Source organism: Roseobacter fucihabitans (genome assembly GCF_014337925.2).
Taxonomy (GTDB): Bacteria; Pseudomonadota; Alphaproteobacteria; order Rhodobacterales; family Rhodobacteraceae; genus Roseobacter; species Roseobacter fucihabitans.
In genome coordinates this window covers 3,408,378-3,434,921 of the sequence record NZ_CP143423.1, presented here as the reverse complement: position 1 = coordinate 3,434,921, position 26,544 = coordinate 3,408,378, and the positions used below count along the sequence as shown (strand labels likewise).

30 protein-coding genes are annotated in these 26,544 nt (G+C 57.3%); 13 read left to right on the top strand and 17 right to left on the bottom strand.

Going from position 1 to position 26,544, the window contains the following annotated elements:
- Genes ROLI_RS16930 through ubiA form a run of 3 tightly spaced genes read right to left on the bottom strand, consistent with a single transcriptional unit; the run spans position 1 to position 3,250 of the window.
- The gene (locus ROLI_RS16930; protein ID WP_187431045.1) at positions 1-327 is read right to left on the bottom strand and encodes a hypothetical protein; all 327 of its coding nucleotides are present in this window, start codon (positions 325-327) and stop codon (positions 1-3) included.
- Positions 320-2,227 carry an OmpA family protein gene (locus ROLI_RS16925; RefSeq protein WP_187431068.1) on the bottom strand — a complete coding sequence of 636 codons (1,908 nt, stop codon included), beginning with the start codon at positions 2,225-2,227 and terminating at the stop codon, positions 320-322. Before ROLI_RS16925 ends, ROLI_RS16930 begins: the two co-directional genes overlap by 8 nt.
- A 60-nt stretch (positions 2,228-2,287) precedes the next feature.
- Entirely contained in the window at positions 2,288-3,250 is a 963-nt protein-coding gene (ubiA, locus tag ROLI_RS16920; RefSeq protein WP_187431044.1) for a 4-hydroxybenzoate octaprenyltransferase, read from the bottom strand.
- A 24-nt stretch (positions 3,251-3,274) separates the two neighbouring features.
- Here ubiA and ROLI_RS16915 point away from each other — a divergent pair, with 24 nt between their 5' ends.
- The 3 genes from ROLI_RS16915 to ROLI_RS16905 all read left to right on the top strand — a co-directional run bounded on the left by ROLI_RS16915 (position 3,275) and on the right by ROLI_RS16905 (position 5,950).
- Positions 3,275-3,994, top strand: coding sequence for a 16S rRNA (uracil(1498)-N(3))-methyltransferase (locus tag ROLI_RS16915; protein WP_187431067.1), 720 nt, complete (start codon positions 3,275-3,277; stop codon positions 3,992-3,994).
- Positions 3,985-4,512: a hypothetical protein gene (locus tag ROLI_RS16910; protein WP_187431043.1), complete on the top strand. Its 528-nt coding sequence runs from the start codon at positions 3,985-3,987 to the stop codon at positions 4,510-4,512. Before ROLI_RS16915 ends, ROLI_RS16910 begins: the two co-directional genes overlap by 10 nt.
- Before the next feature lie 67 nt (positions 4,513-4,579).
- A complete protein-coding gene (locus tag ROLI_RS16905) occupies positions 4,580-5,950 on the top strand; it encodes a glutamate--cysteine ligase (RefSeq protein WP_187431042.1) in 1,371 nt (456 codons plus the stop codon).
- A 48-nt stretch (positions 5,951-5,998) separates the two neighbouring features.
- On the opposite strand, the gene ROLI_RS16900 is transcribed toward ROLI_RS16905, so the two are convergent.
- Positions 5,999-6,316, bottom strand: coding sequence for a DUF3775 domain-containing protein (locus tag ROLI_RS16900; RefSeq protein ID WP_187431041.1), 318 nt, complete (start codon positions 6,314-6,316; stop codon positions 5,999-6,001).
- A 191-nt stretch (positions 6,317-6,507) separates the two neighbouring features.
- On the opposite strand from ROLI_RS16900, the gene ppk2 reads away from it, so the two are divergent.
- Complete coding sequence (ppk2, locus tag ROLI_RS16895) at positions 6,508-7,389, top strand: polyphosphate kinase 2 (protein WP_187431040.1); 882 nt, start codon at positions 6,508-6,510, stop codon at positions 7,387-7,389.
- Between the two features lie 290 nt (positions 7,390-7,679).
- Here ppk2 and ROLI_RS16890 read toward each other — a convergent pair whose 3' ends face one another.
- The 3 genes from ROLI_RS16890 to ROLI_RS16880 form a co-directional block, all read right to left on the bottom strand.
- Positions 7,680-7,988, bottom strand: coding sequence for a hypothetical protein (locus tag ROLI_RS16890; protein WP_187431039.1), 309 nt, complete (start codon positions 7,986-7,988; stop codon positions 7,680-7,682).
- A gap of 357 nt (positions 7,989-8,345) precedes the next feature.
- A complete protein-coding gene (locus ROLI_RS16885) occupies positions 8,346-8,873 on the bottom strand; it encodes a lipocalin family protein (RefSeq protein ID WP_187431038.1) in 528 nt (175 codons plus the stop codon).
- Positions 8,874-8,972: 99 nt separating this feature from the next.
- The gene (locus ROLI_RS16880; RefSeq protein WP_187431037.1) at positions 8,973-9,212 is read right to left on the bottom strand and encodes a YdcH family protein; all 240 of its coding nucleotides are present in this window, start codon (positions 9,210-9,212) and stop codon (positions 8,973-8,975) included.
- 149 nt (positions 9,213-9,361) lie between these two features.
- On the opposite strand from ROLI_RS16880, the gene ROLI_RS16875 reads away from it, so the two are divergent.
- On the top strand, positions 9,362-9,835 hold the full coding sequence (locus ROLI_RS16875; RefSeq protein WP_316247468.1) for a DUF2938 domain-containing protein: 474 nt from the start codon (positions 9,362-9,364) through the stop codon (positions 9,833-9,835).
- A 4-nt stretch (positions 9,836-9,839) separates the two neighbouring features.
- Here the strand turns inward: ROLI_RS16875 and cutA are convergent, their stop codons facing one another.
- From cutA to ettA, 3 genes are all read right to left on the bottom strand, one after another.
- Positions 9,840-10,196, bottom strand: a complete 357-nt coding sequence (gene cutA, locus ROLI_RS16870; RefSeq protein ID WP_222869596.1) for a divalent-cation tolerance protein CutA — start codon at positions 10,194-10,196, stop codon at positions 9,840-9,842.
- A gap of 268 nt (positions 10,197-10,464) precedes the next feature.
- Positions 10,465-11,265, bottom strand: a complete 801-nt coding sequence (locus ROLI_RS16865) for a hypothetical protein (RefSeq protein WP_187431034.1) — start codon at positions 11,263-11,265, stop codon at positions 10,465-10,467.
- Between the two features lie 126 nt (positions 11,266-11,391).
- Positions 11,392-13,047: an energy-dependent translational throttle protein EttA gene (ettA, locus tag ROLI_RS16860; protein WP_187431033.1), complete on the bottom strand. Its 1,656-nt coding sequence runs from the start codon at positions 13,045-13,047 to the stop codon at positions 11,392-11,394.
- A gap of 515 nt (positions 13,048-13,562) precedes the next feature.
- Here ettA and ROLI_RS16855 point away from each other — a divergent pair.
- The 5 genes from ROLI_RS16855 to dacB all read left to right on the top strand — a co-directional run bounded on the left by ROLI_RS16855 (position 13,563) and on the right by dacB (position 18,252).
- Positions 13,563-13,991 (top strand): hypothetical protein, encoded by a 429-nt coding sequence (locus ROLI_RS16855; RefSeq protein ID WP_187431032.1) that lies wholly within the window; start codon positions 13,563-13,565, stop codon positions 13,989-13,991.
- A 234-nt stretch (positions 13,992-14,225) separates the two neighbouring features.
- Positions 14,226-15,521, top strand: coding sequence for an alpha/beta hydrolase (locus ROLI_RS16850; protein WP_316247467.1), 1,296 nt, complete (start codon positions 14,226-14,228; stop codon positions 15,519-15,521).
- 9 nt (positions 15,522-15,530) lie between these two features.
- Positions 15,531-15,998 (top strand): MOSC domain-containing protein, encoded by a 468-nt coding sequence (locus tag ROLI_RS16845; RefSeq protein ID WP_187431030.1) that lies wholly within the window; start codon positions 15,531-15,533, stop codon positions 15,996-15,998.
- A 72-nt stretch (positions 15,999-16,070) separates the two neighbouring features.
- Positions 16,071-16,676 carry a nicotinate-nucleotide adenylyltransferase gene (locus ROLI_RS16840; RefSeq protein ID WP_187431029.1) on the top strand — a complete coding sequence of 202 codons (606 nt, stop codon included), beginning with the start codon at positions 16,071-16,073 and terminating at the stop codon, positions 16,674-16,676.
- A gap of 79 nt (positions 16,677-16,755) precedes the next feature.
- Positions 16,756-18,252 (top strand): D-alanyl-D-alanine carboxypeptidase/D-alanyl-D-alanine-endopeptidase, encoded by a 1,497-nt coding sequence (gene dacB / locus ROLI_RS16835; RefSeq protein WP_187431028.1) that lies wholly within the window; start codon positions 16,756-16,758, stop codon positions 18,250-18,252.
- A 302-nt stretch (positions 18,253-18,554) separates the two neighbouring features.
- Here the strand turns inward: dacB and ROLI_RS16830 are convergent, their stop codons facing one another.
- On the bottom strand, positions 18,555-18,977 hold the full coding sequence (locus ROLI_RS16830; protein ID WP_187431027.1) for a tellurite resistance TerB family protein: 423 nt from the start codon (positions 18,975-18,977) through the stop codon (positions 18,555-18,557).
- A gap of 118 nt (positions 18,978-19,095) precedes the next feature.
- Here ROLI_RS16830 and ROLI_RS16825 point away from each other — a divergent pair, with 118 nt between their 5' ends.
- On the top strand, positions 19,096-20,679 hold the full coding sequence (locus tag ROLI_RS16825) for a lysine--tRNA ligase (RefSeq protein ID WP_187431026.1): 1,584 nt from the start codon (positions 19,096-19,098) through the stop codon (positions 20,677-20,679).
- A gap of 59 nt (positions 20,680-20,738) precedes the next feature.
- Entirely contained in the window at positions 20,739-21,140 is a 402-nt protein-coding gene (locus tag ROLI_RS16820) for a DUF4864 domain-containing protein (protein WP_187431025.1), read from the top strand.
- An 82-nt stretch (positions 21,141-21,222) separates the two neighbouring features.
- Here the strand turns inward: ROLI_RS16820 and ROLI_RS16815 are convergent, their stop codons facing one another.
- Both ROLI_RS16815 and ROLI_RS16810 read right to left on the bottom strand, forming a co-directional pair.
- Positions 21,223-21,894 (bottom strand): hypothetical protein, encoded by a 672-nt coding sequence (locus tag ROLI_RS16815; protein WP_262386572.1) that lies wholly within the window; start codon positions 21,892-21,894, stop codon positions 21,223-21,225.
- A gap of 66 nt (positions 21,895-21,960) precedes the next feature.
- Positions 21,961-22,374, bottom strand: coding sequence for a hypothetical protein (locus ROLI_RS16810; RefSeq protein ID WP_262386571.1), 414 nt, complete (start codon positions 22,372-22,374; stop codon positions 21,961-21,963).
- A 148-nt stretch (positions 22,375-22,522) separates the two neighbouring features.
- Between ROLI_RS16810 and ROLI_RS16805 the strand changes: the two genes are divergently transcribed.
- Positions 22,523-22,762 carry a zf-TFIIB domain-containing protein gene (locus ROLI_RS16805; protein ID WP_187431023.1) on the top strand — a complete coding sequence of 80 codons (240 nt, stop codon included), beginning with the start codon at positions 22,523-22,525 and terminating at the stop codon, positions 22,760-22,762.
- Here ROLI_RS16805 and ROLI_RS16800 read toward each other — a convergent pair.
- From ROLI_RS16800 to uvrB, 4 genes are all read right to left on the bottom strand, one after another.
- A complete protein-coding gene (locus ROLI_RS16800) occupies positions 22,759-23,097 on the bottom strand; it encodes a hypothetical protein (protein ID WP_187431022.1) in 339 nt (112 codons plus the stop codon). The two genes, ROLI_RS16805 and ROLI_RS16800, sit on opposite strands and share 4 nt — an antisense overlap.
- 97 nt (positions 23,098-23,194) lie before the next feature.
- Positions 23,195-23,590: a hypothetical protein gene (locus ROLI_RS16795; protein ID WP_187431021.1), complete on the bottom strand. Its 396-nt coding sequence runs from the start codon at positions 23,588-23,590 to the stop codon at positions 23,195-23,197.
- Between the two features lie 6 nt (positions 23,591-23,596).
- Positions 23,597-24,268, bottom strand: a complete 672-nt coding sequence (locus ROLI_RS16790; RefSeq protein WP_187431020.1) for a hypothetical protein — start codon at positions 24,266-24,268, stop codon at positions 23,597-23,599.
- Between the two features lie 59 nt (positions 24,269-24,327).
- Positions 24,328-26,532 carry an excinuclease ABC subunit UvrB gene (uvrB, locus tag ROLI_RS16785; RefSeq protein ID WP_316247466.1) on the bottom strand — a complete coding sequence of 735 codons (2,205 nt, stop codon included), beginning with the start codon at positions 26,530-26,532 and terminating at the stop codon, positions 24,328-24,330.
- Between the last annotated feature and the right edge of the window lie 12 nt (positions 26,533-26,544).

The window sequence follows — 26,544 nt, the reverse complement described above, 5'->3', positions numbered from 1 at the left end:
TCAGAGTGCGCGCTGCCCTTCGGCGTAGGCGCGCAACTCCTCGGTCTCATGGCGCGCATCGCGCAACCCGTCCATCGCGGCGCGCAGTTCCGCCTCGGTTTGCGCGAGCTGGTTGGTGAGTTCCGCTTCGCGTTGCTGAAGGTATGTGATCGCCTGATCTCGCGTTTCTTCGGCCTCGTGCAGCTCCTGAGCCATCCGGTCAAGCTGTGCGACATCATCGGCGGCCACGCGGGTAAAGCGATGAATGAGCCAATTGGCGAACCACCCCAGACAAAAAGCCACGAACAGAATAATGGCCGTCGCAATGACAAACTCTGTTCTACTCATTTTCGGGTCCTTCTGCATCGCTCGTATCATCTGATGCGTCTATATCACTGGATTCCGCGACGCTTTCCAGTGTTGAATCGCCCTCTGGCACGGAAGCTTCCGGCTGGATCAGGCGAAATTCTATGCGGCGGTTGGCTTCGCGGCCTTCTTCGGTATCATTTTGTGCAATTGGATCAACCTCGCCGTAGCCCTTTGCCAGAAACGACCCGGTCAGAACGCGCCGCGCGCGCAATTCGTTCAGAACGGATTCGGCACGTGCCTGGCTAAGCGACAGGTTCATCCCTTCGCGGCCCTGGCTGTCGGTATGCCCTTGTATTTCCAGGCGGATGCTGCCGCATTCCTGCAAGACCTCTGCGATGCTGTCCATCGTGGTCAATGCGGTCGAATCGATTGTGGCGCTGCCGGGTTCGAAAACGATTTTGGCGGCGGAAATGATATCCCCGATCCTGCCTTCGCATTCTTCGGGCGTGGGCAGGCTGGCAACCGGGTCAAGCTCTTCCAGATATTTGACATTAATGTCGAAGGACGTGCCTTGCCCCAAGCGACTGGCCATCAACTGGGCAATGGTATCACTTGCGTTTTGATCGCCCGACATGCCGCTTAATGCAATCGAGGCGGGTGTAACCGTAATGGCGCCGTTGTTCAGATAGGCCAAAGCCTGAAGCCCGGTCAGCACCCGAGTGGACCAATCCGCTGGCAGGCCGGATACCACACGTGCAGCGGTATAAACGTTGTCGGAGCCGAATTTCGCCCGGGCGAAACTATCCGTCACCTCGCGCATCTTTTCATCCGAGAGGCGCCCGCGCAGCTGTACCTGCCCTTCGGGGCTTAGCGTTGCGGTGAACTCGGGCGGTCCCACCGATGCATCGGGCGCTTCGGGCAGGATCGCGCGCAGCACAAAGACATCGGGCAGGTCATTTTCCAACTCGCCTGCGACGGTGTCAAACAGCGACTGGCTTGTGGCTTCGGCGGCGATGAGCGTGACGTCGGCATTGGAGAAAGTCACACTGCCACCGCCAATTTGGGCCAATGCCTTGATCGCTTGTTCCACGGCGGCGGCCCAGAATTTGGACGGCACCCCCATTGCAATTGTGCAGCGTCCCGGCCCGGACAGACCGGCCTCGAAGGCGGCGTTGAGAATACGTTGCTGCCCCTCTTTGGAATCGGCGGAACAGGCGTCAAAGCGCGCGCCGTCTTCGTCCATGACGAAGCGCAGCGTAAAAGGTGTGATCACGGGGCGCGGTGCGGTGATGTTGAGGGTGAGGCTCAGCGCAGGGGGTGCAGAGCCCATCAGTTTCTTTTCCATCGCGGCCTTGGCCTCAGCGCTATTGGCAATGGCGGTGATTGTGACGCGGCCTGCGGTGATGGAGAGTTTGGCGCGGGGCAGATCATCAATTGCGGTGATCGCAAAAGATAACGCGTCTTCCCAGCCAGATGGAGCGGGGTAGTCGGCCGTTTCCAACAGGTCGGTGACGGGCAGATCGCTCATATCCGCGAAACCTTCGACGATGGCATCGCGATCCGTGCTTTGCGGGATCAGGCCGATGATCGACAAGCCGCTGGTATTGCGCAGAACCTCCGCTGAAAACCGCGGCGGCGCAATCGCCTCATCGGCCTCAACCTCCATATGGTCAAGAATGCGCGCCGCATCCACGACCGATCCCGCAACGCTGAGCGCCTGAAAACGCATCGCTTCGGAGGGGGCGGTGCCCGCAAGCGCGACCTGGAGGCCGTTTGCTTCGACTTCGGCCCAGGTCAGGGTGTTGTCGTCCAGGGCGCTGCGGACTCCGATCTCGGAGGAATCCTCAATCAGTTGCACGGAAGAATTCGCCGCAAATAGCGCCACCGCAGCAGCGGCCACAAAGGCGGCGACGGTCATGGTTGTTTTTGAGAGCTTCATTGGATCAAGGGTTCCGACTTCGGTCTGTCCCCTGATACGCCGCCTGTGGTCTGGTTTCAATCATGCCAGCAGGGCCATCGCAAAAAACACCAGCGGGATCATGCCCGTATCGCGATTGACGCGAAACAGCTGTAATAAATGAGCGCTATCCGTGATGTCGAGGCGGCGCAGTTGCCAGATCATATGCGCGCCCATGGCTGCGGGCCCTGTCAGCGCCAATCCCATAGCCAGCCCACTGGCACCGGGCAAGGCGGCAGAGATGACCGCCACGCCCATGAGAATAACAGTTGCGATCAGGAACCCGCACAGCCACGCGGCGGTGTCATCCCCGAACAGCCGCGCGGTTGATTTTACCCCGATCAGGGCGTCGTCTTCGGTGTCCTGATGGGCGTAGATTGTATCGTAGAACAAGGTCCATGCGATCCCGGCCAGATAGAGGATTACAGCGGCCGGATGCAGCACGCCGCTATGGGCGGTCCAGGCCAGCATCGCGCCCCAGTTGAAAGCCAGCCCCAGAAACACCTGCGGCCACCAGGTAAACCGTTTGGCAAAGGGGTAGATTGCGACCGGCAGCAGCGCCAGGATACCCAAGGCGATGGCGGCAAGGTTGAAGGTTAGCAGTATGGCGAAGGCGATCAGCGCTTGAAGGCACATCCAGATCACTGCCCCGCGCACAGAGACCTGTCCCGAGGGAATGGGGCGGGAGCGCGTGCGTTCGACCTTGCCGTCAAAGTCACGGTCACTGATATCGTTCCAGGTGCAGCCCGCCCCCCGCATGAGCCATGCACCGATGCCACAGCCAAGCGCGATCCACAGATCGAACAGGCTGGCGCGTTGATCGTGCAGCATTGAGAGCGCGAGCCCCCACCAGCAGGGCAGGAGCAACAGCCAGGTCCCGATGGGCCGGTCCGCCCGGCTGAGCCGCAGGTAGGGGCGGGTCCAGACGGGTGCGGCGGTATCGACCCAATTGCCTTTGACCGCATCCGCGACCTGACCATCTGGTGTTGGCTTGCGGGTTTGCATATATCTCTCTCCATGGACCAAAAAATTTCAGCCAAAATCAGGCTTTATGTAGAGCATGCCTTGAGCCCAGGGCAATCGGTTCCTGTGTCGCGGGAGCAGGCACATTATCTTTTTGGGGTGATGCGGTTGGCTGTGGGCGCGCAGGTCTTGCTGTTTGATGGGCAGAGCGGTGAATGGCTGGCCGATGTCGTCGAGGCGGGCAAGCGCGGCGGCATGTTGGCGGTGTTGCGTCAGACGCGGCCCTTGCAGATGCCCCCCGACGTCTGGCTGATGTTCGCGCCGATCAAGAAGGCACGCACGGATTTCATCGTCGAAAAGGCGGTGGAGATGGGCGCGGGGCGCATCCTGCCGGTGCGTACGGAATTCACCAACTCGGGGCGCATCCAACGCGAGCGTCTGCAAGCCCATGCGGTTGAGGCAGCAGAGCAATGTGGCGGAACGTTCGTGCCTGAGGTGGCGGAGATGCAGAGGTTGGAACGCCTGTTGGACGGTTGGGATACAAACCGACAGATCATGTTTTGTGACGAGGCAAAGGTGGCCTCAAAGCCCACCTTACGGGCGCTTGTGGCCCCTTGGGCGATCCTGATCGGGCCGGAGGGTGGGTTTTCGGAAGCAGAACGTAAGCGTCTGCAGGGGGTGGAGCATGCGCATGCGGTCTCCTTGGGGCCGCGCATCCTGCGGGCGGATACGGCGGCGGTCGCGGCATTGACGCTTTGGCAGCAGGCTTTGGGAGATTGGGGGTGATCCGCCCCGAGGCCAAGGCGCAATTGATGCGTTGGCGCGAGACGCTTGCGGGTAGCGTGATGGCCGCCTTGGGGCTGTGGTGGCTCTTGGGGCCGGGGCGGTTGCTGGTCTTGCCGGGGTTGGCGTTGATGATTGTCGGGGCGGGGCTGGTCTGGGTTGGTGTGCAGCGCGCGCGTTTTCGCAGTACCGGAGCCGGGCCGGGCACGGTGAGTGTGGATGAGGGGCAGATCACCTATTTTGGCCCTCTGACCGGCGGGGCGGTTGCTTTGCGCGAAATGTCACAGCTGCGTTTGGACAAGACGTTGTTTCCGGCGCATTGGGGCCTTAGTCAGCCCGGTCAGCCGGACCTGTTCATCCCGGTGAATGCTGAAGGGGCGGATGCGCTTTTTGACGCTTTCGCCACGCTTTCGGGATTGCGCACCGAACGGATGCTGCATGCCTTGCAAGGGCAGGAAAAACACCGGATTGTGATCTGGCAGCGGGACCCTTCCGGAAACGCACAGATTGGTCTGCATTGACACCCTGCCAAAATCGTCCCATCCCTGACGTCCCAAATGCATCTGATGAATGAACGGAGCCTCCCCTATGTCTATTCCCCAATCCGGCGGCGGTCCGATCACTTCGTATGATCAGTTGGCGCAATACCTAGCGGACGGCTGCAAGCCGAAAGAGCAATGGCGCATTGGGACCGAGCACGAAAAATTCGGCTACTGCAAGGATACGCTGAAGCCACTTCCCTATGAGGGGGACCGCTCGATCCGGGTGATGCTGGAGGGGCTGCGCGACACCCATGGCTGGAGTCCGGTTCTGGAGGGCGAGCACCTGATTGGCCTCGAAAAAGACGGGGCCAACATCAGCCTGGAGCCGGGCGGGCAGCTCGAGTTAAGCGGTGCGCCGCTCGAAACCATCCACGAGACCTGTGACGAGGTGAACGTGCACCTGCGCGAGGTGCAGGATGTGGCCGACAGGATCGGCGCGGGCTTCATCGGGCTGGGCGCAGCACCGATCTGGAGCCATGAGGACATGGATCTGATGCCCAAGGGGCGCTACAAGCTGATGAATGAATATATGACCAAGGTCGGCACGATGGGCCGGGTCATGATGCGCCGGACCTGCACGGTACAGGTCAATCTGGACTTTGGGTCCGAGGCCGATATGGTGCAAAAAATGCGCGTGGCCTTGGCCTTGCAACCGGTGGCCACGGCGCTTTTCGCTAATTCGCCCTTCTTTGAGAATAAGGTGAATGGCCATAAATCATGGCGCTCGCGGGTCTGGCGCGATCTGGATGCGGCACGCACCGGGACCCTGCCTTTCGTCTTCGAGGAGGGCTTCGGGTTTGAGCGTTGGGTGGAATATGCGCTCGATGTGCCGATGTATTTCGTCTATCGCGACGGGCGCTATATTGATGCATTGGGCCTGTCGTTCCGTGATTTCCTGAAAGGCGAGCTTTCCGCATTGCCGGGTGAAATGCCGACGCTCAGCGATTGGGCGGATCATTTGACCACGGCCTTTCCCGAGGCGCGCATGAAACGCTACATCGAGATGCGCGGTGCGGATGGTGGCCCCTGGCGCAGGCTCTGCGCGCTGCCCGCCTTCTGGGTCGGGCTGATGTATGATCAATCCGCGCTGGATGCGGCCTGGGATCTGGCAAAAGACTGGGACGCAGGGACGCGCGATCTAATGCGCGTTGCGGCTTCGGTTGACGGGTTACAGGCAGAGGTGCACGGCATCAGGATGCACGACATCGCCCGCGAGGCCGTTGCGATCAGCCAGTCCGGCCTCAAATCACGCGCGCGCCCCGGTGCCGGCGGCATGGTGCCCGATGAAACGCATTTCCTGAATGCGCTGCATGAAAGCATCGAGACCGGAAAAGCGCCCGCGGATGAGCTGCTGGACCATTACAACGGTGATTGGAACGGCGACATCAGCCGGATTTACGCGGATTTTTCGTATTGATATGACGCTTTGAGCGCCCTGCACGCGTTCCAAGAAGGGGTGCAGGGATCAAAGCAAGGATTGTTCCGCATCCGCAGCGGATAAGCCCAGAAGTTCAAGCCCATTTTCCAGGTGGTCGGCAAAATGCGGGGTGCCGATCAGATAATCAGCGGTCGGCGTTACGGCCTCGCGTTTGGCCGTGGCGAGCGCCTCATGATATTCATCACTGGCAAAACTGTCGCGGCCGATCCACATCAGCGCGATCAGGCTGTGACTTTCATCCTCATTGAGCGTTTCCAGAAATCCGCGCAACTCGCCTTCGGCCCGTTCGATTTCATGGCCATACAGGATGATCTGAGCGACTTTTGTCTCGGAAATATCTAGCATTGGCGCACCTCTTGTTTTGCGTGGCCCTCACTTCATTTCACATCTTGTCACTTGCTGTATATGATCTGGATCAACGCCCGACGGACAGGCAACGGCGGAAGATGCAGGAGAGTTTTTCCGCCGTTTGATACAGGTCAATGACCCGGCCGCTGGAGTTTGGCTAAGATTGAACTCATCAAAGGAGGCAATCAATGTCAGACAGCGCTCAGGCCGGGGGCAACGCAGAACGCACCGCCGAAATCATTGGATTCGAACAGGGCGAATACCCCTATGCCGAACGTTTGAGCCGCGGGGCATATGAGGATGAAAAAGCCGCCCTTCAGGTTGAATTGCTCAAAGTACAGCATTGGTTTCAGGAAACCAATCAAAAGGCGGTCATGCTTTTCGAGGGGCGCGATGCTGCGGGCAAGGGCGGGACGATCAAGCGTTTCGGGGAGCATTTGAACCCACGTTTCGCGCGCGTTGTCGCTTTGAACAAACCCACCGAAGAAGAGCGCGGCCAGTGGTTTTTCCAACGTTATATCAAACACCTGCCGACAGCTGGTGAAATCGTGCTTTATGATCGGTCCTGGTACAACCGCGCCGGTGTCGAGCGGGTAATGGGATTTTGTGAGCCGAACGAATATCTTGAATTCATGCGCCAAACGCCGGAATTCGAGCGGATGTTGGTGCGCAGTGGCATCAAGCTGTTCAAATATTGGTTCTCCGTCACGCAGGACGAACAGAAACGCCGGTTTTCTTCGCGCGAAACCGATCCGTTGAAGATGTGGAAACTATCCCCGATTGATCGTGCCAGCCTTGATAAATGGGGCGATTACACCGAAGCCAAGGAAGCTATGTTCTTTTATACGGATACGGCGGATGCGCCCTGGACCGTGATCCGTTCGAATGACAAAAAGCGTGCGCGCCTGAATTGCATGAAGCATTTCCTGTCCGAGTTGGAGTATCCCGATAAGGACACAGCCGTTGCGCAATTGCCGGATCCCAAGATTGTCCACCGCGCGGAGAGCGTCGTGCGCGCGGCAGATCATATCCTGTCAGCGTCATTGCATCCCGGTACGCGGAAACGTTGATATCCGCGTTTGAGGGGTGTCTCGTTTCGAAGTTTTTCTACAAGGTCCACGCTCTTTAGGCGCTGGTGCCGCTGCGTCGATTAAGCCCGCAATCCACTCTATATCGTGCAGCGTGTCCGAAACACCCGCTGCCGTGGCTGGCGTTATTTTCAACGTTTTATGGATGCGCCCGAAGTTGTAGTGCACGAAATACAGCGAAAGCATGTGCAGGGGGTTTTCCAGCTTCTTGCCGAACCCGTTGGTCAGGCAGGTAAAGGCGCATACCCATACGCATTCTGAGGTTCTGTGGCTCAACGCAAGACGTGCTGACCAGCTCCTTTGACCGAACGACCAGATTCATCACACTCAACGTGAGTATCGGCATCGACACTGGCTGTTACCATGTGATCAACGCATGTCGTTTGGAAATCCTGGCCGTTCGAGGATTGAATGCGGATTTGGGCTTGTTGAGGTGCAATTTCGAGGGCCACGCATTCTTCAACCACGCTCTGGTCATCGGGCAGAGAGTGGCCGGACTGCTCATCAAACCGCGCGGAGGGACAGAAGCCGCGCAGCCAGCGATTAACGGCGAATGAAACGAGGATCAGAAAAAAATTCACATTTAATGAACCTATGTGATCCGCTTCACATACCTATGTTGCTTTTTGCTGTTGATTGGACTTGTGAGCCGGGGAGTTTTTCCTCCTCGGAAGTGGAGTAACGATTATGACCCTTTCCCGTGATTTTTATGACGACCCCCGGGATATTTTCCCGGACCTCTCCCCGACCGCGCGCTCTTCTTCCTGGCGCGCGGACGGGTGCAGCCCGATCTACCCTCGTCCAGGTCCGAAATGCCCGTCCAAGTGGCGTTTCACGGATTGGGCTGCGCTTTAAGCAGGACAGCGCAGTTTTCTCCCCCTGCGGTGTTCTTTCCTTCGGGCCGGTCTTTGTACCGGCCCGTTTTTTCCTTTTTGGCGCTATTCAATCGTCTGCTGTACGTCGATGAGCGCGGTGACATCATAGCCATTCGCGCGCAGGATTTGTTCGGCTTTGACGCGACGGTCGGCATCGATTATCGGCGCGCGCGCCAGAATCCATCCTGCCCGCCCGTTGGGAACCCCTACCACCGCCGTTTCGTACCCCTCATCGACCCAGAGGACCCAATAGGGGGCGGCGATGAAGGGCACATTGTTGAAACGCACCTTGAGACGTCCGGGACCGATGATATCGGCGGTGCCCGAGATGCTGCGCATTTCCCCATCCGGGGACCCTTGCCGACAGGTGTTTTTCACGCTGATCGTATCGGCGTCGATCCTGCCATAATCGGCGGTTGTCGCAGTGCAGCCCTTTTGAAACGACACCGGAAAGCGGGCAATTTCGTACCAACGCCCCAGATAGCGCTCAGCGACAAAACCCTTTTGTGATGTGATCGCCACGCGGGTGTCACGATAGGGCGCGGCACATGCCGTCAGCACGACAAGGCTCAGGAGGATCTTCAGGCGCATCAGAAAACTCCTGTGGAACAAGCTTATCATGCCCGCGTTTGAGATGTCATCCCAGACATGGGGCGCTTGCGGGGCGGCGCGTTTGGAATCGCGCTTGCCTCAATTCTGGTTCAAAATGGCCGATATTTCGTCCTTCATACGCATCCGCTGCTTGCGCAATTCTGTTTCGTGCAGCGAATCCGTCGGCTCGACATTGGTTTCCGCCCGGTGCACGGCGCGATTGGCGTCATGATAGGCATCGCTAAGTTTGCGAAAATGCGCATTGCTCTCGCGCAGGGCATGAATGCGGTCGGAATGTTCCGGGAATTCTTCGACCAATGCGTGCGGGGTGTGGGACATGTCGCGCTCCTTTTGTTGTTTGGCCCGAGGGTGGCACGGCGCGCGCCTATGGGCTTTGACATGGGTCAAGCTTGTCGATGTTCATGGGCTTGGGTGCTGGTCAATCCGCCCGTGACGTGGCAGTTTCTGCGCGAAAAGGGGAGTTGGGTGTGAGCGAAATTTTGACAACGGGACTCCTGATGGGCCTGATTGCCACCCTGGCGATGGATGCTTGGGCGGTTCTGATCAACCGGGTGATGAAATTGCCCGCGCCGAACTGGGGCCTGCCCGGTCGTTGGGTGGGGCATATGCCTGCTGGCCGCCTGTTTCATGACGACATCGCGGCGGCGGATCCTGTGGCGGGCGAACATGCCATCGGCTGGGTGTTTCACTACGCCGTCGGGATTGCTTACGGCGTGGCGCTCGCGTTGATCATGGGGCCTTCGTGGCTGGCCGCCCCGACGTTTCTGCCTGCTTTCGTTTTTGCCATCGCCACCATCAGTTTTGGCTGGTTCCTGATGCAGCCGGGCATGGGTGCAGGCCTCGCCGCATCGCGCACACCGACCCCCTGGCGCGCACGCGGGCTGGGGTTGGCGGCGCATACGGTCTTTGGTGTCGGGCTCTGGGCGGGCGCGGTGATCTGAGGCCCTACGGAGCGCAGGTTTCCGCACAGACCCAGGCGATGTAATCGTCATTGGCGTGATCAATATTGATGCGAATGATCGGAGGCACGGCGTAAGGATGCAACGCGCGCACCGCCGCCTCCACCGCATCACCCAGCGCGGCCCGCGTCTTCAAATGGAGCGGATGTTCCTCCTCCCGCGCGACCGCCCCGTCCCAGAAATAAGCGCTCTGGATCGCGGGATAGCGATTGGAACAGGCGACAAGGCGCGGTTCAATGAGCGCCGCGCTTATGGCGTCTGCGGTCTCGATGGAGGGGCAATTCACGGTGATATCGATGATGTGCATGCGGGGAGGGTAGGGCACGGGATGTGGTGTGTCCATATCCGGGGTTTTGATCTTTAAAATTAGATTCTGTTTTAGATCTTTGTCGTAAACGCTTGCGGATCGTCGAGACCTTTGTGGAGGTGCCGCATAAGCGACGCTTATTTCCAACCCCAGCGGAAACTTCCCGCGTTTCTGCCGCCCAAGACGGCCCCGTCACGCCCAAGGCGTGCGGTTTTTTCTCGGCGCACCTTTGGTGCGACGTGCGGAGGCTTCCTTCGACACCCGCGAAGCTATTGCATTCTGCGGCCTCAATCGACCAAGATAACTATTCCATTTCCTTAATCATGAACCCTATCACAGATCGAATAGCTCCGTACAAGTTCAGTGCTTCCTCAACGTCGCTAATTCTAGTTCCTGGATGTATCGTCGGGTTTCGATGCAACCGCACGATGTCTCTGAGAGAAGAACGGATTTCTTCTCGTCCGATTCCCTTATCTTCCATTAGCTGTATAAGTTGGCCCATTGTTTTCTTTGGCGGTACAACTTCATTGGACTCACTATGGTAATACGATTTTAAAACAGTTTCATTTGCTCGATGCAGATGGAACGCTGCCGCTGTAGGCAATTCTAAGGCGATGCAGCTCATAGCATCGCGTACATCTTCAATGCTATCCGGCACTAGTTCTTCGAGCTTCGCAGGGAAAGCTTTTTCGCCCTGCTCGATCAGGGTAAGTGTATTCATTGCGTTCTTGTCTGCGACTAGGAAAATACCAGTCTGCCCAAGTTCGGCTTTCAATACTGCTTCAAATTCTTGGTACGCTTGCTGAACAGGCCATAGTTCAAAGTGTTTTACGGTTTCTTGATCGTCCTGGCACTTTTCGCAAGCTTCGATTAAACCGTTTATTGCAATTATTAGTTGGTGACCCGATCTTTGAGAAATGGAGAGATCAAAAATACTAGCATACAAAAACTCACTAAGTGCTTGGCGAGTTTCAAGTAAATCGTTAACTATGCCGCGCTTTCTTGCGACATTTTCTTGCCCATCCCAAAGCTCGGCGTCGATATCGAGAATCCGATGAATTTGGTGGCCTACTCGAAAAAGATAAAAGGCATCAATTCTTTGCAAAGTTTACCTCATAAATCTAGAGTTTTATTACCTCGGAGTTAGCCTGATGCTCAGACTGTACCGGGGTGCGCACGCGGGTGCTCTGCACCCGCTGCCGCGCACCCGTTGAGTTTTATTGCATAAAACTCAACGTACAAACTTCTTATGTTTCAAACGCTTCGGCTCCAGTGCATCCGCGCCTAATCTCCGCTTCTTGTCCTCTTCATACTCCGTAAACCCACCCTCGAACCATTCCACATGCGCCTCGCCCTCGAACGCGAGAATATGCGTGCAGATGCGGTCCAAGAAAAACCGGTCGTGCGAGATCACCACCGCGCAGCCTGCAAAATCGACCAGCGCGTCTTCCAGCGCGCGCAGCGTCTCCACGTCCAGATCATTCGTCGGCTCATCGAGCAGCAACACGTTGCCGCCGTCCTTCAAGAGCCGTGCCATATGCACCCGGTTGCGCTCCCCGCCCGAGAGCAGCCCGACCTTTTTCTGCTGATCCCCGCCCTTGAAATTGAACGACGAACAATAGGCGCGCGAATTGACCTCCGCATCACCCAGTTGGATCAACTCGGCCCCGCCGGAGATCGCCTGCCAGACGTTGTCATCCGCTTTCAGATCATCGCGGCTCTGATCCACGTAGGATAAATCCACCGTATCACCATATTCAATCGTGCCCTCATCCGGCTCCAATTGCCGGGTCAACATCTTGAACAACGTCGATTTACCCGCACCGTTTGGCCCGATCACACCGACAATGCCACCGGGGGGCAGGGAGAAATCGAGCCCCTCGACCAATTGCTTGTCGCCCATGTGTTTGGCCAGCCCCATGACCTCAATCACCTTATTGCCCAGACGGGGACCGTTGGGGATGACGATCTGCGCGCGGGCAAGTTTTTCGCGCTCGGAAACTTCGGCCATTTCATTATAGGATTTGATCCGGGCCTTGGATTTGGCCTGGCGCGCCTTGGCCCCTTGGCGCATCCATTCCAACTCGCGCTCCAGCGTTTTCTGGCGGGATTTATCCTCGCGCGCTTCCTGGCTCAGGCGCTTTGCCTTTTGCTCCAGCCAGTCCGAATAATTGCCCTCGTAAGGCACGCCTTTGCCCCGGTCGAGTTCCAGAATCCAGCTGGTGATATCGTCGAGGAAATAGCGGTCATGCGTAACGATTAGGATTGTCCCTTTGTAATCAATCAGATGCTGTTGCAGCCAGGCGATGGTTTCCGCATCCAGATGGTTGGTCGGCTCATCGAGCAGCAACATATCGGGCGCTTCCAGAAGCAGTTTGCACAGCGCGACACGGCGCGCTTCACCACCCGACAGATCGGCGATTTTCGCGTCATCCGGCGGGCAACGCAGCGCCTCCATGGACACATCAATCTGTGAATCCAAATCCCACAGGTTGTCGGCATCGATCTGGTCCTGAAGCGCGGCCATCTCATCCGCGGTCTCATCGGAATAATTCATCGCCAATTCGTTATAGCGATCCAGAATGGCCTTCTTATCGGCCACGGCGAGCATCACATTGTCACGCACCGACAGCGTTTCATCCAGTTTCGGTTCCTGGGGTAAATACCCAACAGTTGCGCCCTCTGCGTGCCAGGCTTCGCCGGAAAAATCCGTGTCCAGACCAGCCATGATTTTCATCAAGGTCGATTTACCCGCGCCGTTGACGCCGACGACGCCGATCTTGACGCCGGGCAGGAAGTTCAAATGTATGTTTTCAAAGCACTTCTTACCACCTGGATAGGTCTTTGAAACACCGGACATATGATAGACGTATTGATAGGCGGCCATTGAGCGTACTCCGAAAAAATCGCATTCGCCTACCTCCTAAAGGCTCATATGTAAAAGGGCAATCCGTGAGGGGCGGTGGTCCGCGTTTCAACCCAAGCGAGGCTGAGTTCGACGGATTTTTCTGATCTGGAAGGTGATCGAAGCAGCCGGATTTCAATCCTAGGTCGTGCTTCGCGGTCTGCACACTAAAATCCATAAGAAGACTTAATACTCGTTTAGAAAAGGTCCGTTGCACAGGGGCTCACAGTATCAGTTCACGGGCAGAATTTTCCAAAATGCCCGGTGAGGTTATTAACCCTGCGACTGGGAAAATTGACCGTCATTGCGGCGGCTACCTTCATTTGTGGTGCAGCATCGGCAGCGGTTGTGTCTTCCGCAGGCACATTTCTTTAACGGAACCCTGTGTCAGCCAACATTACAAACGGTTCTGCGACAAGCAACACGACCATTCTGTTCTTCAACGTAATGCAGAATGCTGCGTTGACCCATGACATCCTGAGCGATGCGGCGTGCTGTTGAAAGCCGGAACGCGCGGTGACAGCCACATGTTTTTCCTCAACCGGGACATATCATCGGGCGCTGTGATTTCGGTGCAGGGGAGTTTGACATTCGCAACTGATATTCTTGGGACGTTCTCTGATGTGAACGGCAGTTTGCGGCTTGCGCCAACAGATTATCTGGGCGCTCCGGTGGGCTATCAAAACTTCACAAATCGCGGGCTGGAATTGTGGAGTAAATTTGTTGGTGTTGTTACGTTTTCCGGCAAAACCGTTATCAGCAGCTTCCTCAACGTGACACGGCCGGATGACTGGGGGCGTGATGTTACAATCGCTGCGATTCCGGTTCCGGCTGCACTGCCCTTGCGCCTTGCAGGTCTCGGCGGTCTGGGCTTCATGGCCCGTCACAAAAAACCGCAAAGCCGCTTGAGCGATTTAGCAGACTAACCCAGTAAACTGCATATGAAGAGGACCATGCCTGAAGGGCGTGGCCTTTTTCGTTTCGCTGTGATGCATGGTTTTCCGGTCCCGTTCGCAATGACAAAAGACCCTGGTCGCAATGATGTCTGCCTTTGGCCCAAAGGGCGCGGTCGGCAAAGAAATCCCCATAAATTCAATTGTGATTGTGAAAATAATGAGTGGCGTGTTAGCCCTTTTTCGAAACTCATAGGGGGAGGCGGCGTGGTGCGGGCAATCACAATTATCGTGCTCCTTTGTGCTGTGCTGGCGGGGTGTGCGGCGCGCGATGTGTTGTTGGCACCGCCGCCCAACATCTACCTTGAGGGCAACAATTATCCTGCGGATGCAGTCCCAGTTGTGCTTCAAACCGTGGCACCGCGTATCTTTTATGTGACCGACCGCGCGTCTTTGACCGGCCACTCGGGCAAGCTGACCTATACGTCAGAGCGTTCAAATGCGATGACGCTGGGGGTTGCGAGGGTGCGTTTTGGCGCGCAGGATTGGGCGGACCTTGTCGCGCGTACCTCGCGCGATGGCTCGCGGCGTATTTCCAGCCTTGATGTCGAAGACACGGCTGAGTTGGTACGGTTTCGGGATGTGCCGCTTGGCACGCGGCGCGAAGACGGCAAGTTGATCTTTGATCCGGATGATCTCGCGGATTATGAAAAAAGCGCGCGCGCCTTCCAGCAGGCCATTCGCGATGAAATCACGCGCACCGGGAACCGGCGCATTCTGGTGTTTACCCACGGCGTCGCCAATGATTTCGACCGTGCGATGGATACATTGGCCAACCTTTGGCATTATGCAGGGCGCGAGAGCATACCCATCGCCTTTACCTGGCCTGCGGGCAATGGCGGGCTTCTGGGGTATTTCCGCGACCGGGAATCAGGGGATTTCAGCGTGTATCACGCAAAGGAATTCCTGCGCCTTCTGGCCGAGATCGAAGAGGTCGAGGATATCGACATTGTCGCGCATTCGCGCGGGACGGATGTGATGACCACATCCTTGCGTGAACTTGTGATCTATCACCGTGGGCGCGGCGTGGCGCCCAAGCTGGCCATGAAAACCGGGACCCTGATCCTTGCGGCGGCGGATCTGGACACCGGGGTCGTGGAACAGCGGCTTCAGGCGGAGCGTTTCTCCGAGGCTTTCGAGCAAATCAACATCTACATCAATCCGACCGACAGTGCGCTGCGACTGTCCTCCTATTTGACCAATGCGCCCCGTCTTGGATCCGCCTCGACGGACAGCCACATGGTCAAGCAGTTGGAGAGATTAAAGAAAAACGAGCTGGTGCATCTGATACGCGTCGAGGGCGTGATCGGTCGCGGGCATTCCTACTTTCGCGATAATCAGGCCGTGTTATCCGATATCGTGCTTGCGTTGCGCACGCGCGCTTTTCCGGGCGGCACGCTGCGGCCGCTGGAACTGGGGGAGGATGGGTTCTGGCAATTGCACCCCAACTACCCTCTGGACCGGCTGCCTGATCTGGGGAATGTGAACGGCGAGGATCGTTGAGGGCGGGGCATGCAGAGCATTCACGATTTGATCGCGCGCCATGCGCAAGACGGCAGGTTGACGTGGATCGGCTTGCGTCCGCAGCGGCGCGCGCCAATGCAGGTTGTGTCGCGCGCCATGGTTGCACCGACAGGGCTCAGCGGGGATCACGCAGCCTCAAACAAACGCGCCGTGACCCTGATACAGGCGGAACATCTCACCGTGATCGGGGCCATGCTCGGGCAGGGGGCCGTGACGCCGGAAGAGCTGCGCCGCAATCTGGTGATCGCTGGCCTTAATCTCGCCGCCCTCAAGGGCCGCCGCCTTCGCATCGGGCAGGCCGTTCTGGAAGTTACCGGCATCTGCGCCCCGTGCAGCCGGATGGAAGAAACGCTGGGGCGGGGCGGGTATTCGGCGATGCGCGGGCACGGCGGCTGGTGCGCGCGTGTGATCGAACCCGGCACCATTGATGCAGGCGCACCCGTGCAGCCGCAGTGAGTAGCAGATATTGACATCCCCTCGCGCGCCCCGTTCAAAGGGTTGGTGGGACGTGCGGGAGGGGGCAATCAAGTGAAGCAGGGCTTTCCCATTGCGCGCGCAGGCGAGGTCATCGGCCTTTTGGGAGGATCGTTTGATCCCGCGCATACGGGCCATGTGCATATCACCCGCGAGGCGTTGAAACGGTTTGGGTTGGACCGCGTGTGGTGGTTGGTCAGCCCCGGCAATCCGATCAAGAAACACGGGCCTGCTCCCCTCGCGCAGCGTATGGCACATGCACGCGCCAGAATGCAGGACCCGCGGGTATGCATCACCGATATCGAAGCGCATCTGGGCACGCGCTATACCGCCCGGACGCTTGCCGCGATCAAGGCGCGCTATCCCGGTGTCCGGTTTGTGTGGCTGATGGGGGCGGATAATCTGGCGCAATTGCACCACTGGCAGGACTGGCGTCAGATCATGTCATCCGTGCCCATCGGCGTTTTGGCGCGCCCCGGCGACAGGATTTCGGCGCGTATGAGCCCGGCGGCGCGGATTTATGCGACGGCGCGGATCTCGGGGCGGGGCGCGTCGCTTCTGGGGCGTTCGAATGCGCCTGCGTGGTGTTTCGTCAATGTGCCGATGGTGGCACATTCCTCCTCGGCCATCCGCGCGGCGGGGGATTGGCAGGGCGGATGAGCAGACGTCACGAAATATTCAGGAATTGCGGCGAGTGTACTGGTTGTTTCACGCTGCGTGCTGGGGTTTACTTGCTGGTATGACAAAACATTTGCGATCGCAATTTTCCCGCCGCAGCTTTCTGGCGGCCTGTCTGGCAACGGCCGCAAGCCCACTGCTGGCCGCCGCACCGACTGTTTCCTTGCGTCCACGGCTGCGCGGCGCGGTGCCTGATGTGGCGGATGCGGTCAATGAAATGCTGCGCGCCTCGCGCGTCACGGGGCAGGTCGCTTTTGCTGTGGCGGATGCAAAGACCGGCGACATTCTGGAAGCCCGCAATAAGGCGCAGGGAACAGCCCCCGCCAGCGTGACGAAATCCATCACGGCGCTTTATGCGCTGGACAGGCTTGGGTCGGACCACCGTTTTGCCACCCGTGTCGTGGCTGCGGGGCGCGTGAACGATGGTGTGCTGGACGGCGATCTGGTGCTGGAAGGCGGATGCGATCCGACCCTTGATACAAGGGCTTTGGCCGATCTGGCCCAGCAGCTCAAGGACAGTGGCCTGCGTGAGGTTCGAGGCCGGTTTCTGGTTTATGAAAACGCACTGACCCCGCTGCACACGATCGATCCCGACCAGCCCGATCACTTGGGCTACAGTCCGGCGGTGTCCGGCATTGCGCTCAATTACAACAGGGTTCATTTCGAATGGAAACGCAACGCGGGTAAATACAAGATCACGATGGACGCCCGTGCAGCACCGTATCGCCCGGATGTGACCATCGCGCGGATGCAGATCGTGGAGCGTGCCGCGCCGGTCTATACCTATGATAATGCCGGGGACGCCGATCATTGGAGCGTGGCCAAGGGGGCCTTGGGCCAGGAGGGTGCGCGCTGGTTGCCAGTGCGTCATCCCGGGCGTTATGCGGGTGATGTGTTCGCGACCCTGGCGCGCTCCCAAGGCATTGTGCTGGCCGTGCCCGAATTGGTGGGTACCATGCCGGAGGGCGAGGTGCGCGCGACCGTTCAAAGCCCGCCGCTGCGCGAAATTATTCAGGGCATGCTGAAATATTCAAACAACCTTACTGCGGAGATGGTCGGGCTTGCCGCGACACGTCACACCGTCGCGCGCCCGCAGACATTGGCGGCCTCAGCCCGGCAAATGAACCTTTGGGCGATGGCCTCTCTGGGCATGACCAACCCGGCCTTTGCGGACCATTCCGGGCTCGGCTCGGCAAGCCGTGTCAGCCCGCAAGACATGGTGCGCGCTTTGAGTGCCGCCCATCGCGATGCCCGTTTGCGACCGCTTTTGAAACCTGTCAGGTTGCTGGATAAGAATGGCCGCACGACCCACAAGCACCCCGTCAAGGCCGTGGCCAAAACCGGTACGTTGAATTTTGTATCCGGCTTGGCGGGTTATATCACCGCTCCGAGTGGCCGGGAATTGGTCTTTGCGATCTTTTGCGCAGATGAGGAGGTGCGCGCGCGCATCACGCGTGCAAATCGCGAACGCCCGCAAGGCGCGCGTTCCTGGGCCACCCGTGCGCGGCGCTTGCAACGCAAGCTGCTCGCCAGATGGGGCGCGGTTTATGCCGCCTGAGCCTTGGCGTCATTCGACGCAAATCGGGCCTCCGGACAATTGGCCTTGGATTTTGAGGCACCGCCATTTGGGATGCCATGTCCTTAGGTGACAGGCGCTGCGAACATGGCGATGAAATGACGCGTGTTGCCTCTTTCAGAACCCTGCTCTCGGTCCGAATGACGGCGCGTCCCATTCCTGCGGAAATGACTATTCGGTGCGCGGATGCCGGAGTTTTGATCGGGTGCATGGCGGCACCTGCCGCCCTGATTTCTCATCATGAATACATTCTTCAACCCATGAGGCCCGTTGAAACCCGCCTGTCAGGTCAGATGCCGCGCCCGCGCGCCCCGTTCAATGGCGGCGGCATGCAACCGATCCAACTCCAACTCATAGCGAATTTCTTCGAGCAGGCGCAATTCCGCCTCATCCAAAGTGCCGTCCGCTGCCGCAACATCGCAGGCCAGCGCATAGGCTGTTTCATACAGACGTTCTGGCAGGCCCTCGCGGATCAGCCCGAAAAGCGCATCCAGCCCATCCTCTTGTTCAAACAGATCAAAAACAATCTGACTGGTCACGCCCAGCCGGTCCTGATCGTAACCTGAAAAGATAGGTAACATTTGAACGGCTGCCTGAATCTTGACCAGTTCGGCCGTTCGGATGTCTTCATCCGATGCGGAAACCGCAATCATCAGGGCAACAAGGCTGTCTTGCGCGGTAAAAGCGTGGGCGGGGTCATCGGGCACTGGTGTGTTCTTTCACTGGGGACATTGGTGGCAGATTATTGACGCCAATGCTGCAACGCAATAGGGACCTCACAAACCCGGCGCATGGGGCGTCGGGCGCATGATCCACAGGTGAGATATGTCCGAGATACGCGACGCCGCAATGAGCAGCAAAGCATGGCCCTTTGAAGAGGCGCGCCGGATTCTCAAACGGTACCAAAAAGCGCCGCCCGAAAAGGGTCACGTGCTGTTTGAAACGGGCTATGGGCCCAGCGGTCTGCCCCATATCGGCACCTTTGGCGAAGTGTTGCGTACCACGATGGTGCGGCGCGCTTTCGAGCAGATTTCGGATATTCCCACACGGCTGATCTGTTTTTCGGATGATCTTGACGGGATGCGCAAAATACCTGGCAATGTACCACAACAGGACATGCTTGCCGAACACATGCACAAACCGCTGACTTCCGTGCCGGATCCTTTTGGAACGCATGAGAGTTTTGGCCATCACAATAACGCTATGCTGCGCCGGTTCCTCGACACTTTCGGGTTCGACTATGAATTCTATTCCGCGCGCGAATTTTACCAGGCGGGGCAGTTCGATACGATCCTGCGCCGGGCGGTCGAACGGTACGACGAGGTGATGAAGGTGATGCTGAAATCTCTGCGCGCGGAACGCCAGCAGACCTATTCGATATTCCTGCCGATCCATCCGGAAACCGGACGCGTTCTTTATGTTCCGATGAAACATGTGGATGCGCAAAACCATACTGTGACCTTTGACGATGAAGACGGGCGCGAATGGACGCTGCCGGTCACGGGCGGCAACGTCAAATTGCAGTGGAAACCGGATTTTGGCGCGCGATGGGCCGCTTTGGACGTCGATTTCGAGATGTATGGCAAGGAGCACGCGACGAACACGGCGATTTATGACCGTATTTGCGAAATTCTGGGGGGGCGAAAGCCTGAGCATTTCAGCTATGAGCTGTTTTTGGATGAGAACGGCCAGAAGATCTCCAAATCCTCCGGCAACGGCATTTCGATCGATCAATGGCTCAGCTACGCCAGCACCGAGAGCCTGTCGTATTTCATGTATCAAAAGCCGAAAACGGCAAAGCGCATGCATTTCGACGTGATCCCCAAGGCGGTGGATGAATATCACCAGCAGTTGCGCGCCTATGCGATGCAGGATGTGGTTCAACGGTTGAATAATCCCGTCTGGCACATCCACGGCGGCGATGTGCCGACCTCCAATATGTTGGTGCCGTTTTCCATGTTGCTCAATCTGGCCAGCGTGTCGGCGGCGGCGGATAAGTCGCACTTGTGGGGCTTCATCCAGCGCTATGCCCCTGAAACTAATCCCGAAAACAATCCTGATATGGATGCGGCTGCCGGGTTTGCGGTGCGCTATTACCATGATTTCGTGAAGCCGAAAAAAGTGTACCGCGCAGCCAGCGATCTGGAACGAGAGGCTTTGAGCGATCTGCGGGATCGGCTTGTGGGCTATGACGGACCGTTGGATGACGAAGCCTTGCAGTCGATTGTCTATGCCTGCGGGCGGGATCGGTTTGACCCGCTGCGTGCTTGGTTCACAGCACTATACGAGGTGCTGCTCGGGGCCAGCCAGGGGCCGCGTTTTGGCGGGTTTATCGCGCTTTACGGTGTGGCTGAGACGGTGGCCCTGATTGATCAGGCGCTGGCGGGTGAGTTGGTGAAAAGCGACTGAACCCTTGCCCAATCGCCTCGTCGCCTTACCCTGTGAGAAATCGAGCAGGGGAGAAACGCATGCGCAACGTCATTTTCGGAGCTTTGATCTGGCTGAGCCTGGGGGGCGTACCCCAGGCTCAGGAAGCAGATATAAAGGCCATCATCGACAGCCAGCTGGAAGCCTTCCAACAGGATGACTTTGTGGCCGCCTTTGAGTTTGCGAGCCCCAATCTGCAACGCCTGTTTCAGACACCGCAGAACTTTCAACAGATGGTTACAGGCGGCTACCCGATGGTCTGGCGGCCGGGAGAGGTGCGCTATCTTGAGATGCGCCAGCAGGACGGATCATTCTGGCAACGTGTGATGATCACGGATCAATCCGGGCGCGTGCATGTTCTTGACTACCGGATGCTTGAAACCGATGCGGGCTGGCGCATTAACGGCGTTCAAATACTTGATAGCGCCGATTTCAGCGCGTGACCGGCTTCGCGCGAGCATTGTGGTTCCGGATAGCGCGTCCAGAACATCGAAAAAGCCAAACGCTGTTTGCGCAACGGCCCTCTCAGAATTCGCGCCAAATCCCCAGCTTGAACTGGGTGTCACCGCCGCCCGAGGTGGGTATCTCGGCACCGATTTGAAACGTGTAGCCGCTCTTTCCCGGTATGATTAAAAGCGACGGGGCGGCTTTCGTAAAAAGCGCATCGCCCTGATATGTTGCGAAAATCTGCATCATGCCTTTGATATGATCGCTAAAGCCAAGCCCGACCGTGCCATCAAGTTTGATCCGGGTTTCCAATTGCGAGCCGGGGATGTTGATGCTGCTATCTATCACGGCCCAGCCATATTTCTCGCCGATCTTGATGCCGCGCCCAAAAGATAACCCGGCCTCAAAAGCGGGCCGGATGATCAGGTTCTGCGAGCGCGCGCCAAGCCCCAGATGCGCGGCCCATTTATACGTGGCATCGGGCGCGCTCAGCGGAAATCGCAGGAACAGGATGCCGGAGCCGGATTGCTGCAAGGTGCGGTCGATCCCATAGAATATATCCGCCCCGATGGTGATTTTCTCGCTCAGCCCATATTCTGCATAGAGGCTGCCCGATGTGTCTTTTTGCCGTGTGACATTGCCGGACCCCGCGTAAAATCCCTTGCCTTTTTCGCGCAACCAAGGCCCGGACTGCGCCAGCTGCACGCCCGTCACAACAAAGAATATGGCCAGCGCAACCAAACGCATCATTCCAATCTCCCGACCGGTATCATGTTTATTTGTAGTTAATAATTGGTTACAAAGAGGCTGTTTTGATCACACCCCGGCGACAGGCGCGCAATTTCTAAAGGCTTTGACCGGACCTAAAGCCCCGGCAAGCGGAATGGAAACCGATGAATTTCCTGTCACCGCGCGTGCGGTTTCATTGAATTGCAGCCCATCCAACACATTCTTAAAGCCATGATCCGCGACGGTCAGACGCTTGCCGCCTTTATCGATGTGATGCCGGTCGGTTGCGATCGACAGGGCTTGGTGCCCCTCAAATTGCAGCGCAAATACCTCCGCATGAGGCCACATCACGTTGCGTGTCAGAGAAATCGTGTAAAGCGGTTGTGTGGGGTCATATGTCAGTTCGACAGAAACCTCAGGTGTCTCATGGGTCAAGCGACAGGGCATGCCGGGGGTGAACTCCCAGGCACGAACAGGGGTGGCAAACAGCAAAATGAACATAAGGTAAAAACGCATCGCTCAAAGATAGGACGGATGGTTGCATTAACCAGTCCAGCGAACATCCCTGCGCCTAAGCAGTTTTACGGATGAATTTTGCCGGATCGCACCTATATCAATTGCACCCAAAAGTTATGTAGGAGATATGCCGATGAAATGCCCCGTTGATGGTTCGACTTTGGTGATCACGGATCGAAGTGGAGTCGAGATAGATTACTGCCCGCAATGCCGGGGTGTTTGGCTCGACAGGGGCGAGTTGGATAAGATCATCGACCGCAACAGCATGTCCGCGCCTCCCCCTCCGCCGCAACAACAACGCGGATACGATGATCGCGGCGGGTATAAAAAGAAGAAACGCGGCGGGTTTCTGGAAGATATATTCGATTTCTAGGACAGCCGGGTCATCAGCACCATGGACAGGAGGGCGCAGCCGATGCCTGCGTACTCCCTGAAGGCGAGTGTTTCGCCGAAATAGACCGCGCCTAGAACCGCCAGTGCGATGAGCGTCAACATGGAGTAGGCGACACCCGCCTGCGCCAATGTGATGTGGTGCATCGCAAAAAACCACAGAACCGCAGAGCCGCCATAAAGCGCGACTCCCAGCAATACGTAATTGGAGGTCACCGCATGGCCCCCGTCTGCGGCCCATTTAATTGCCATGTCGCCGATGATAACGGTGAAGGCCGTAAATAGGGCGAAAGCGTAGCCGAAGATGATTTGGGACATGCAATACTCGCTTGATAATAGGGCTTCTGTCCGGGCGAGTGTCGCACGTTCGCGGGAGTGTGGCTGTGACGCAGGTCACATTGGGGCTTCGAGAGCCTCACAATTGCCGGAAACGCCCCTTATTTTCGGGCAATTGGAACAGCCCTCGCTCAACAAGTTTACGCTGCTGAAGAATACTATCCCAATGCCAGAGGATTGCTGCAGCTTGTTGCGAGATCACCATCTTTTGCAGCGCGGGGGCCAAGTAAAAAGCAACGATCCTATTTCTTAAAATCGCCGCCTTTTCCGCCTTTTTCCGCGCGTTCTGCAGGTCCTTGGAAATGACAATCCAGTTTCCAGCTGATCCGAGTTTATCAAAATACGCAATGTCCTCAATGTTCGTAGGGAACTTATCGCGCAAGGCATGAGCGGCATGGCCGTCAAAGCTGATGACCTCATGCAGCCCTCTGGCAATTGCAGGCGGCATGTTGTGATCAAGTAGAACTTGCGCCATCCGAGATCAGTTTGCTTGTTCAAGAGACTGTTCAAAGCTAACGGCGCGCTGGATTGCAGTGTTGGGAATTTCATATAATTTGGCGAGGTATCTTATGTCACCAAAATGAGTGAATTCCTTCAATAGTATGGAAGTGGATATGCCAAACTCGTCAAGAAGTGGATCCCCGAACGATCTTTTTGGATCAATAATCACCGCTTCATGCCCCCCGGGGCGCCAACGGGCAACAGTGTCCCCTTCATACTCCAAGTCACGCAACGACTGGCTGATAATTTCTCTAAATACCTTCTGGCCTGGTCTTTTCCTGGACAAGCTTACGTATTCGCCATCGTCTTCCACTGCTTCCATTAATATTTCGCCGCCATCTGTCTTGAAGCGTTTGGATGCAAGTGGTTTCTTTATGTCGAATTTATCTTGCGCAATTTCTATCGCATAGCGAATGGACTGCAGAGATATTCCGGCCCGGCGCATGGCCTCCACTACTCTGAGCTCGATGAGATCATTAAAACTTATCTCTGTAGAATCGTCGATAAACTGGTAATGCGCGTGCCACAGGGGTTCGTTTGGACCGCTCCCACGCGTCCATCTCAATACATGCTGTGGACTACTCCCAATAAGCCGTGCGGCTTGTCTTGGGGTGTATACGCCACGGCCAATTATTTCACGATCAAGAACCAAGTTCGCCTCCCTTTTCTGGGATACACATAAAAATCAGGTTGGGGAATCCTGAATTTCTATCACCGCCCCCGCTTGCGTTTCACGCCGCCGCGCATTCCGCCGCGCCCCATCGTGCTGCGCCCTGAGGCCTTTTGTGCGTCATCCACAGCTTTTTCGACAGCATATTGCCGTGCCATTGGGTCATCCGCGATGGCCAGATCGACGGCCTCCAGGCGCTTTACCTCATCGCGCAGGCGGGCGGCTTCTTCGAATTCGAGGTTCTCTGCGGCCTTGCGCATATCCGTGCGCAGCCCATCCAGAACGGCCTGTAAATTTCCACCGGCCAGCGGGTTGGCGATCTTCGCGGTGACGCGGGATTGATCGGTGTCCCCCTTGTAAAGACCGGCCAGAACATCCTCTACGTTCTTTTTGACCGTCGTCGGTGTGATCCCGTGTTTTTCGTTGTAAGCCATTTGTTTGGCGCGTCGCCGGTCCGTTTCGCCCATGGCGCGTTCCATCGACCCGGTGATGCGGTCGGCATACATGATCACGCGCCCGTCCGCATTGCGTGCGGCGCGGCCGATGGTTTGGATCAGCGAGGTTTCAGACCGCAAAAACCCTTCTTTATCGGCATCCAGAATGGCGACCAAACCGCATTCAGGGATGTCCAGGCCTTCGCGCAGAAGGTTGATCCCGATCAGCACGTCAAAGGCCCCGAGCCGCAGATCGCGCAAGATTTCAATGCGTTCGATCGTATCGATGTCGCTGTGCATGTAGCGCACGCGGATGCCCTGTTCGTGCATGTATTCCGTGAGGTCCTCGGCCATGCGTTTGGTCAGCGTGGTGCAAAGCGTGCGATATCCGTTTGCCGCGACTTTGCGCACCTCATCCAGCAAGTCATCGACCTGCATCTCTACGGGGCGGATTTCAATTTGCGGGTCAATCAACCCCGTGGGACGGATGATCTGTTCCGTGAAGACACCGCCGGTCTGTTCGATTTCCCAATTGGCCGGTGTGGCCGACACAAAGACGGATTGCGGGCGCATCGCGTCCCATTCCTCGAATTTGAGCGGCCGGTTGTCCATGCAGGAGGGCAGGCGGAAGCCATGTTCGGCCAGCGTGAATTTGCGCCGATAGTCCCCCTTATACATCCCGCCGATCTGGGGTACGGAGACGTGAGATTCATCTGCAAAAACAATGGCATGATCGGGGATGAATTCAAAAAGCGTGGGGGGCGGCTCGCCCGGAGCGCGACCCGTCAGATAGCGGGAGTAATTCTCAATGCCGTTGCAAACACCCGTGGCTTCAAGCATTTCAAGGTCAAAGTTCGTGCGCTGCTCTAACCGCTGCGCTTCCAGTAGCTTGCCATCATTCACCAGTTGGTCAAGCCGGATTTTCAGCTCTTTCTTGATGCCAATGATGGCCTGCTGCATGGTTGGTTTCGGCGTAACGTAGTGGCTGTTGGCATAAACCCGAATTTGGTCGAAATTGTCGGTTTTTTCACCGGTAAGGGGGTCAAATTCGGTGATAGACTCCAGTTCTTCGCCGAAAAAAGACAAACGCCAGGCGCGGTCTTCGAGGTGAGCAGGGAAGATTTCCAGTGAATCGCCGCGCACGCGGAATGACCCGCGTTGAAACGCTTGATCATTGCGCTTGTACTGCTGTGCGACGAGGTCGGCCATGACCTGACGTTGATCATAGGATGACCCGACCTTCAGGTCCTGCGTCATGGCCCCATAGGTTTCAACCGACCCGATCCCGTAAATACAGGAGACCGAAGCCACGATGATCACATCATCGCGCTCCAACAGGGCGCGGGTGGCGGAGTGCCGCATCCGGTCGATCTGCTCGTTGATCTGGCTTTCTTTCTCGATGTAGGTGTCGGAGCGCGCCACATAGGCTTCAGGCTGGTAATAGTCATAAAAGCTGACGAAATACTCGACCGCATTATCCGGGAAAAACCCCTTGAATTCACCGTATAGCTGCGCAGCGAGCGTCTTATTTGGAGCCAGGATGATCGCGGGGCGCTGGGTTTGTTCAATGACTTTGGCGATGGTGAAGGTCTTGCCCGTGCCGGTCGCGCCGAGCAGGACCTGATTGCGCTCGCCCGAAGTGACCCCTTCGCTTAACTCCTTAATCGCCGTCGGCTGGTCTCCTGCAGGCTCGAAATCCGTGGACAGCACGAATGCTTTTCCCCCTTCCAGTTTTTCGCGATTGCGCACGTCTGGGGCCGGGTTTGCCATGACAACGGGGGCGTCAGAGGAATCTGTCTGGGCGTAGGGCATGCTCTATCCTTG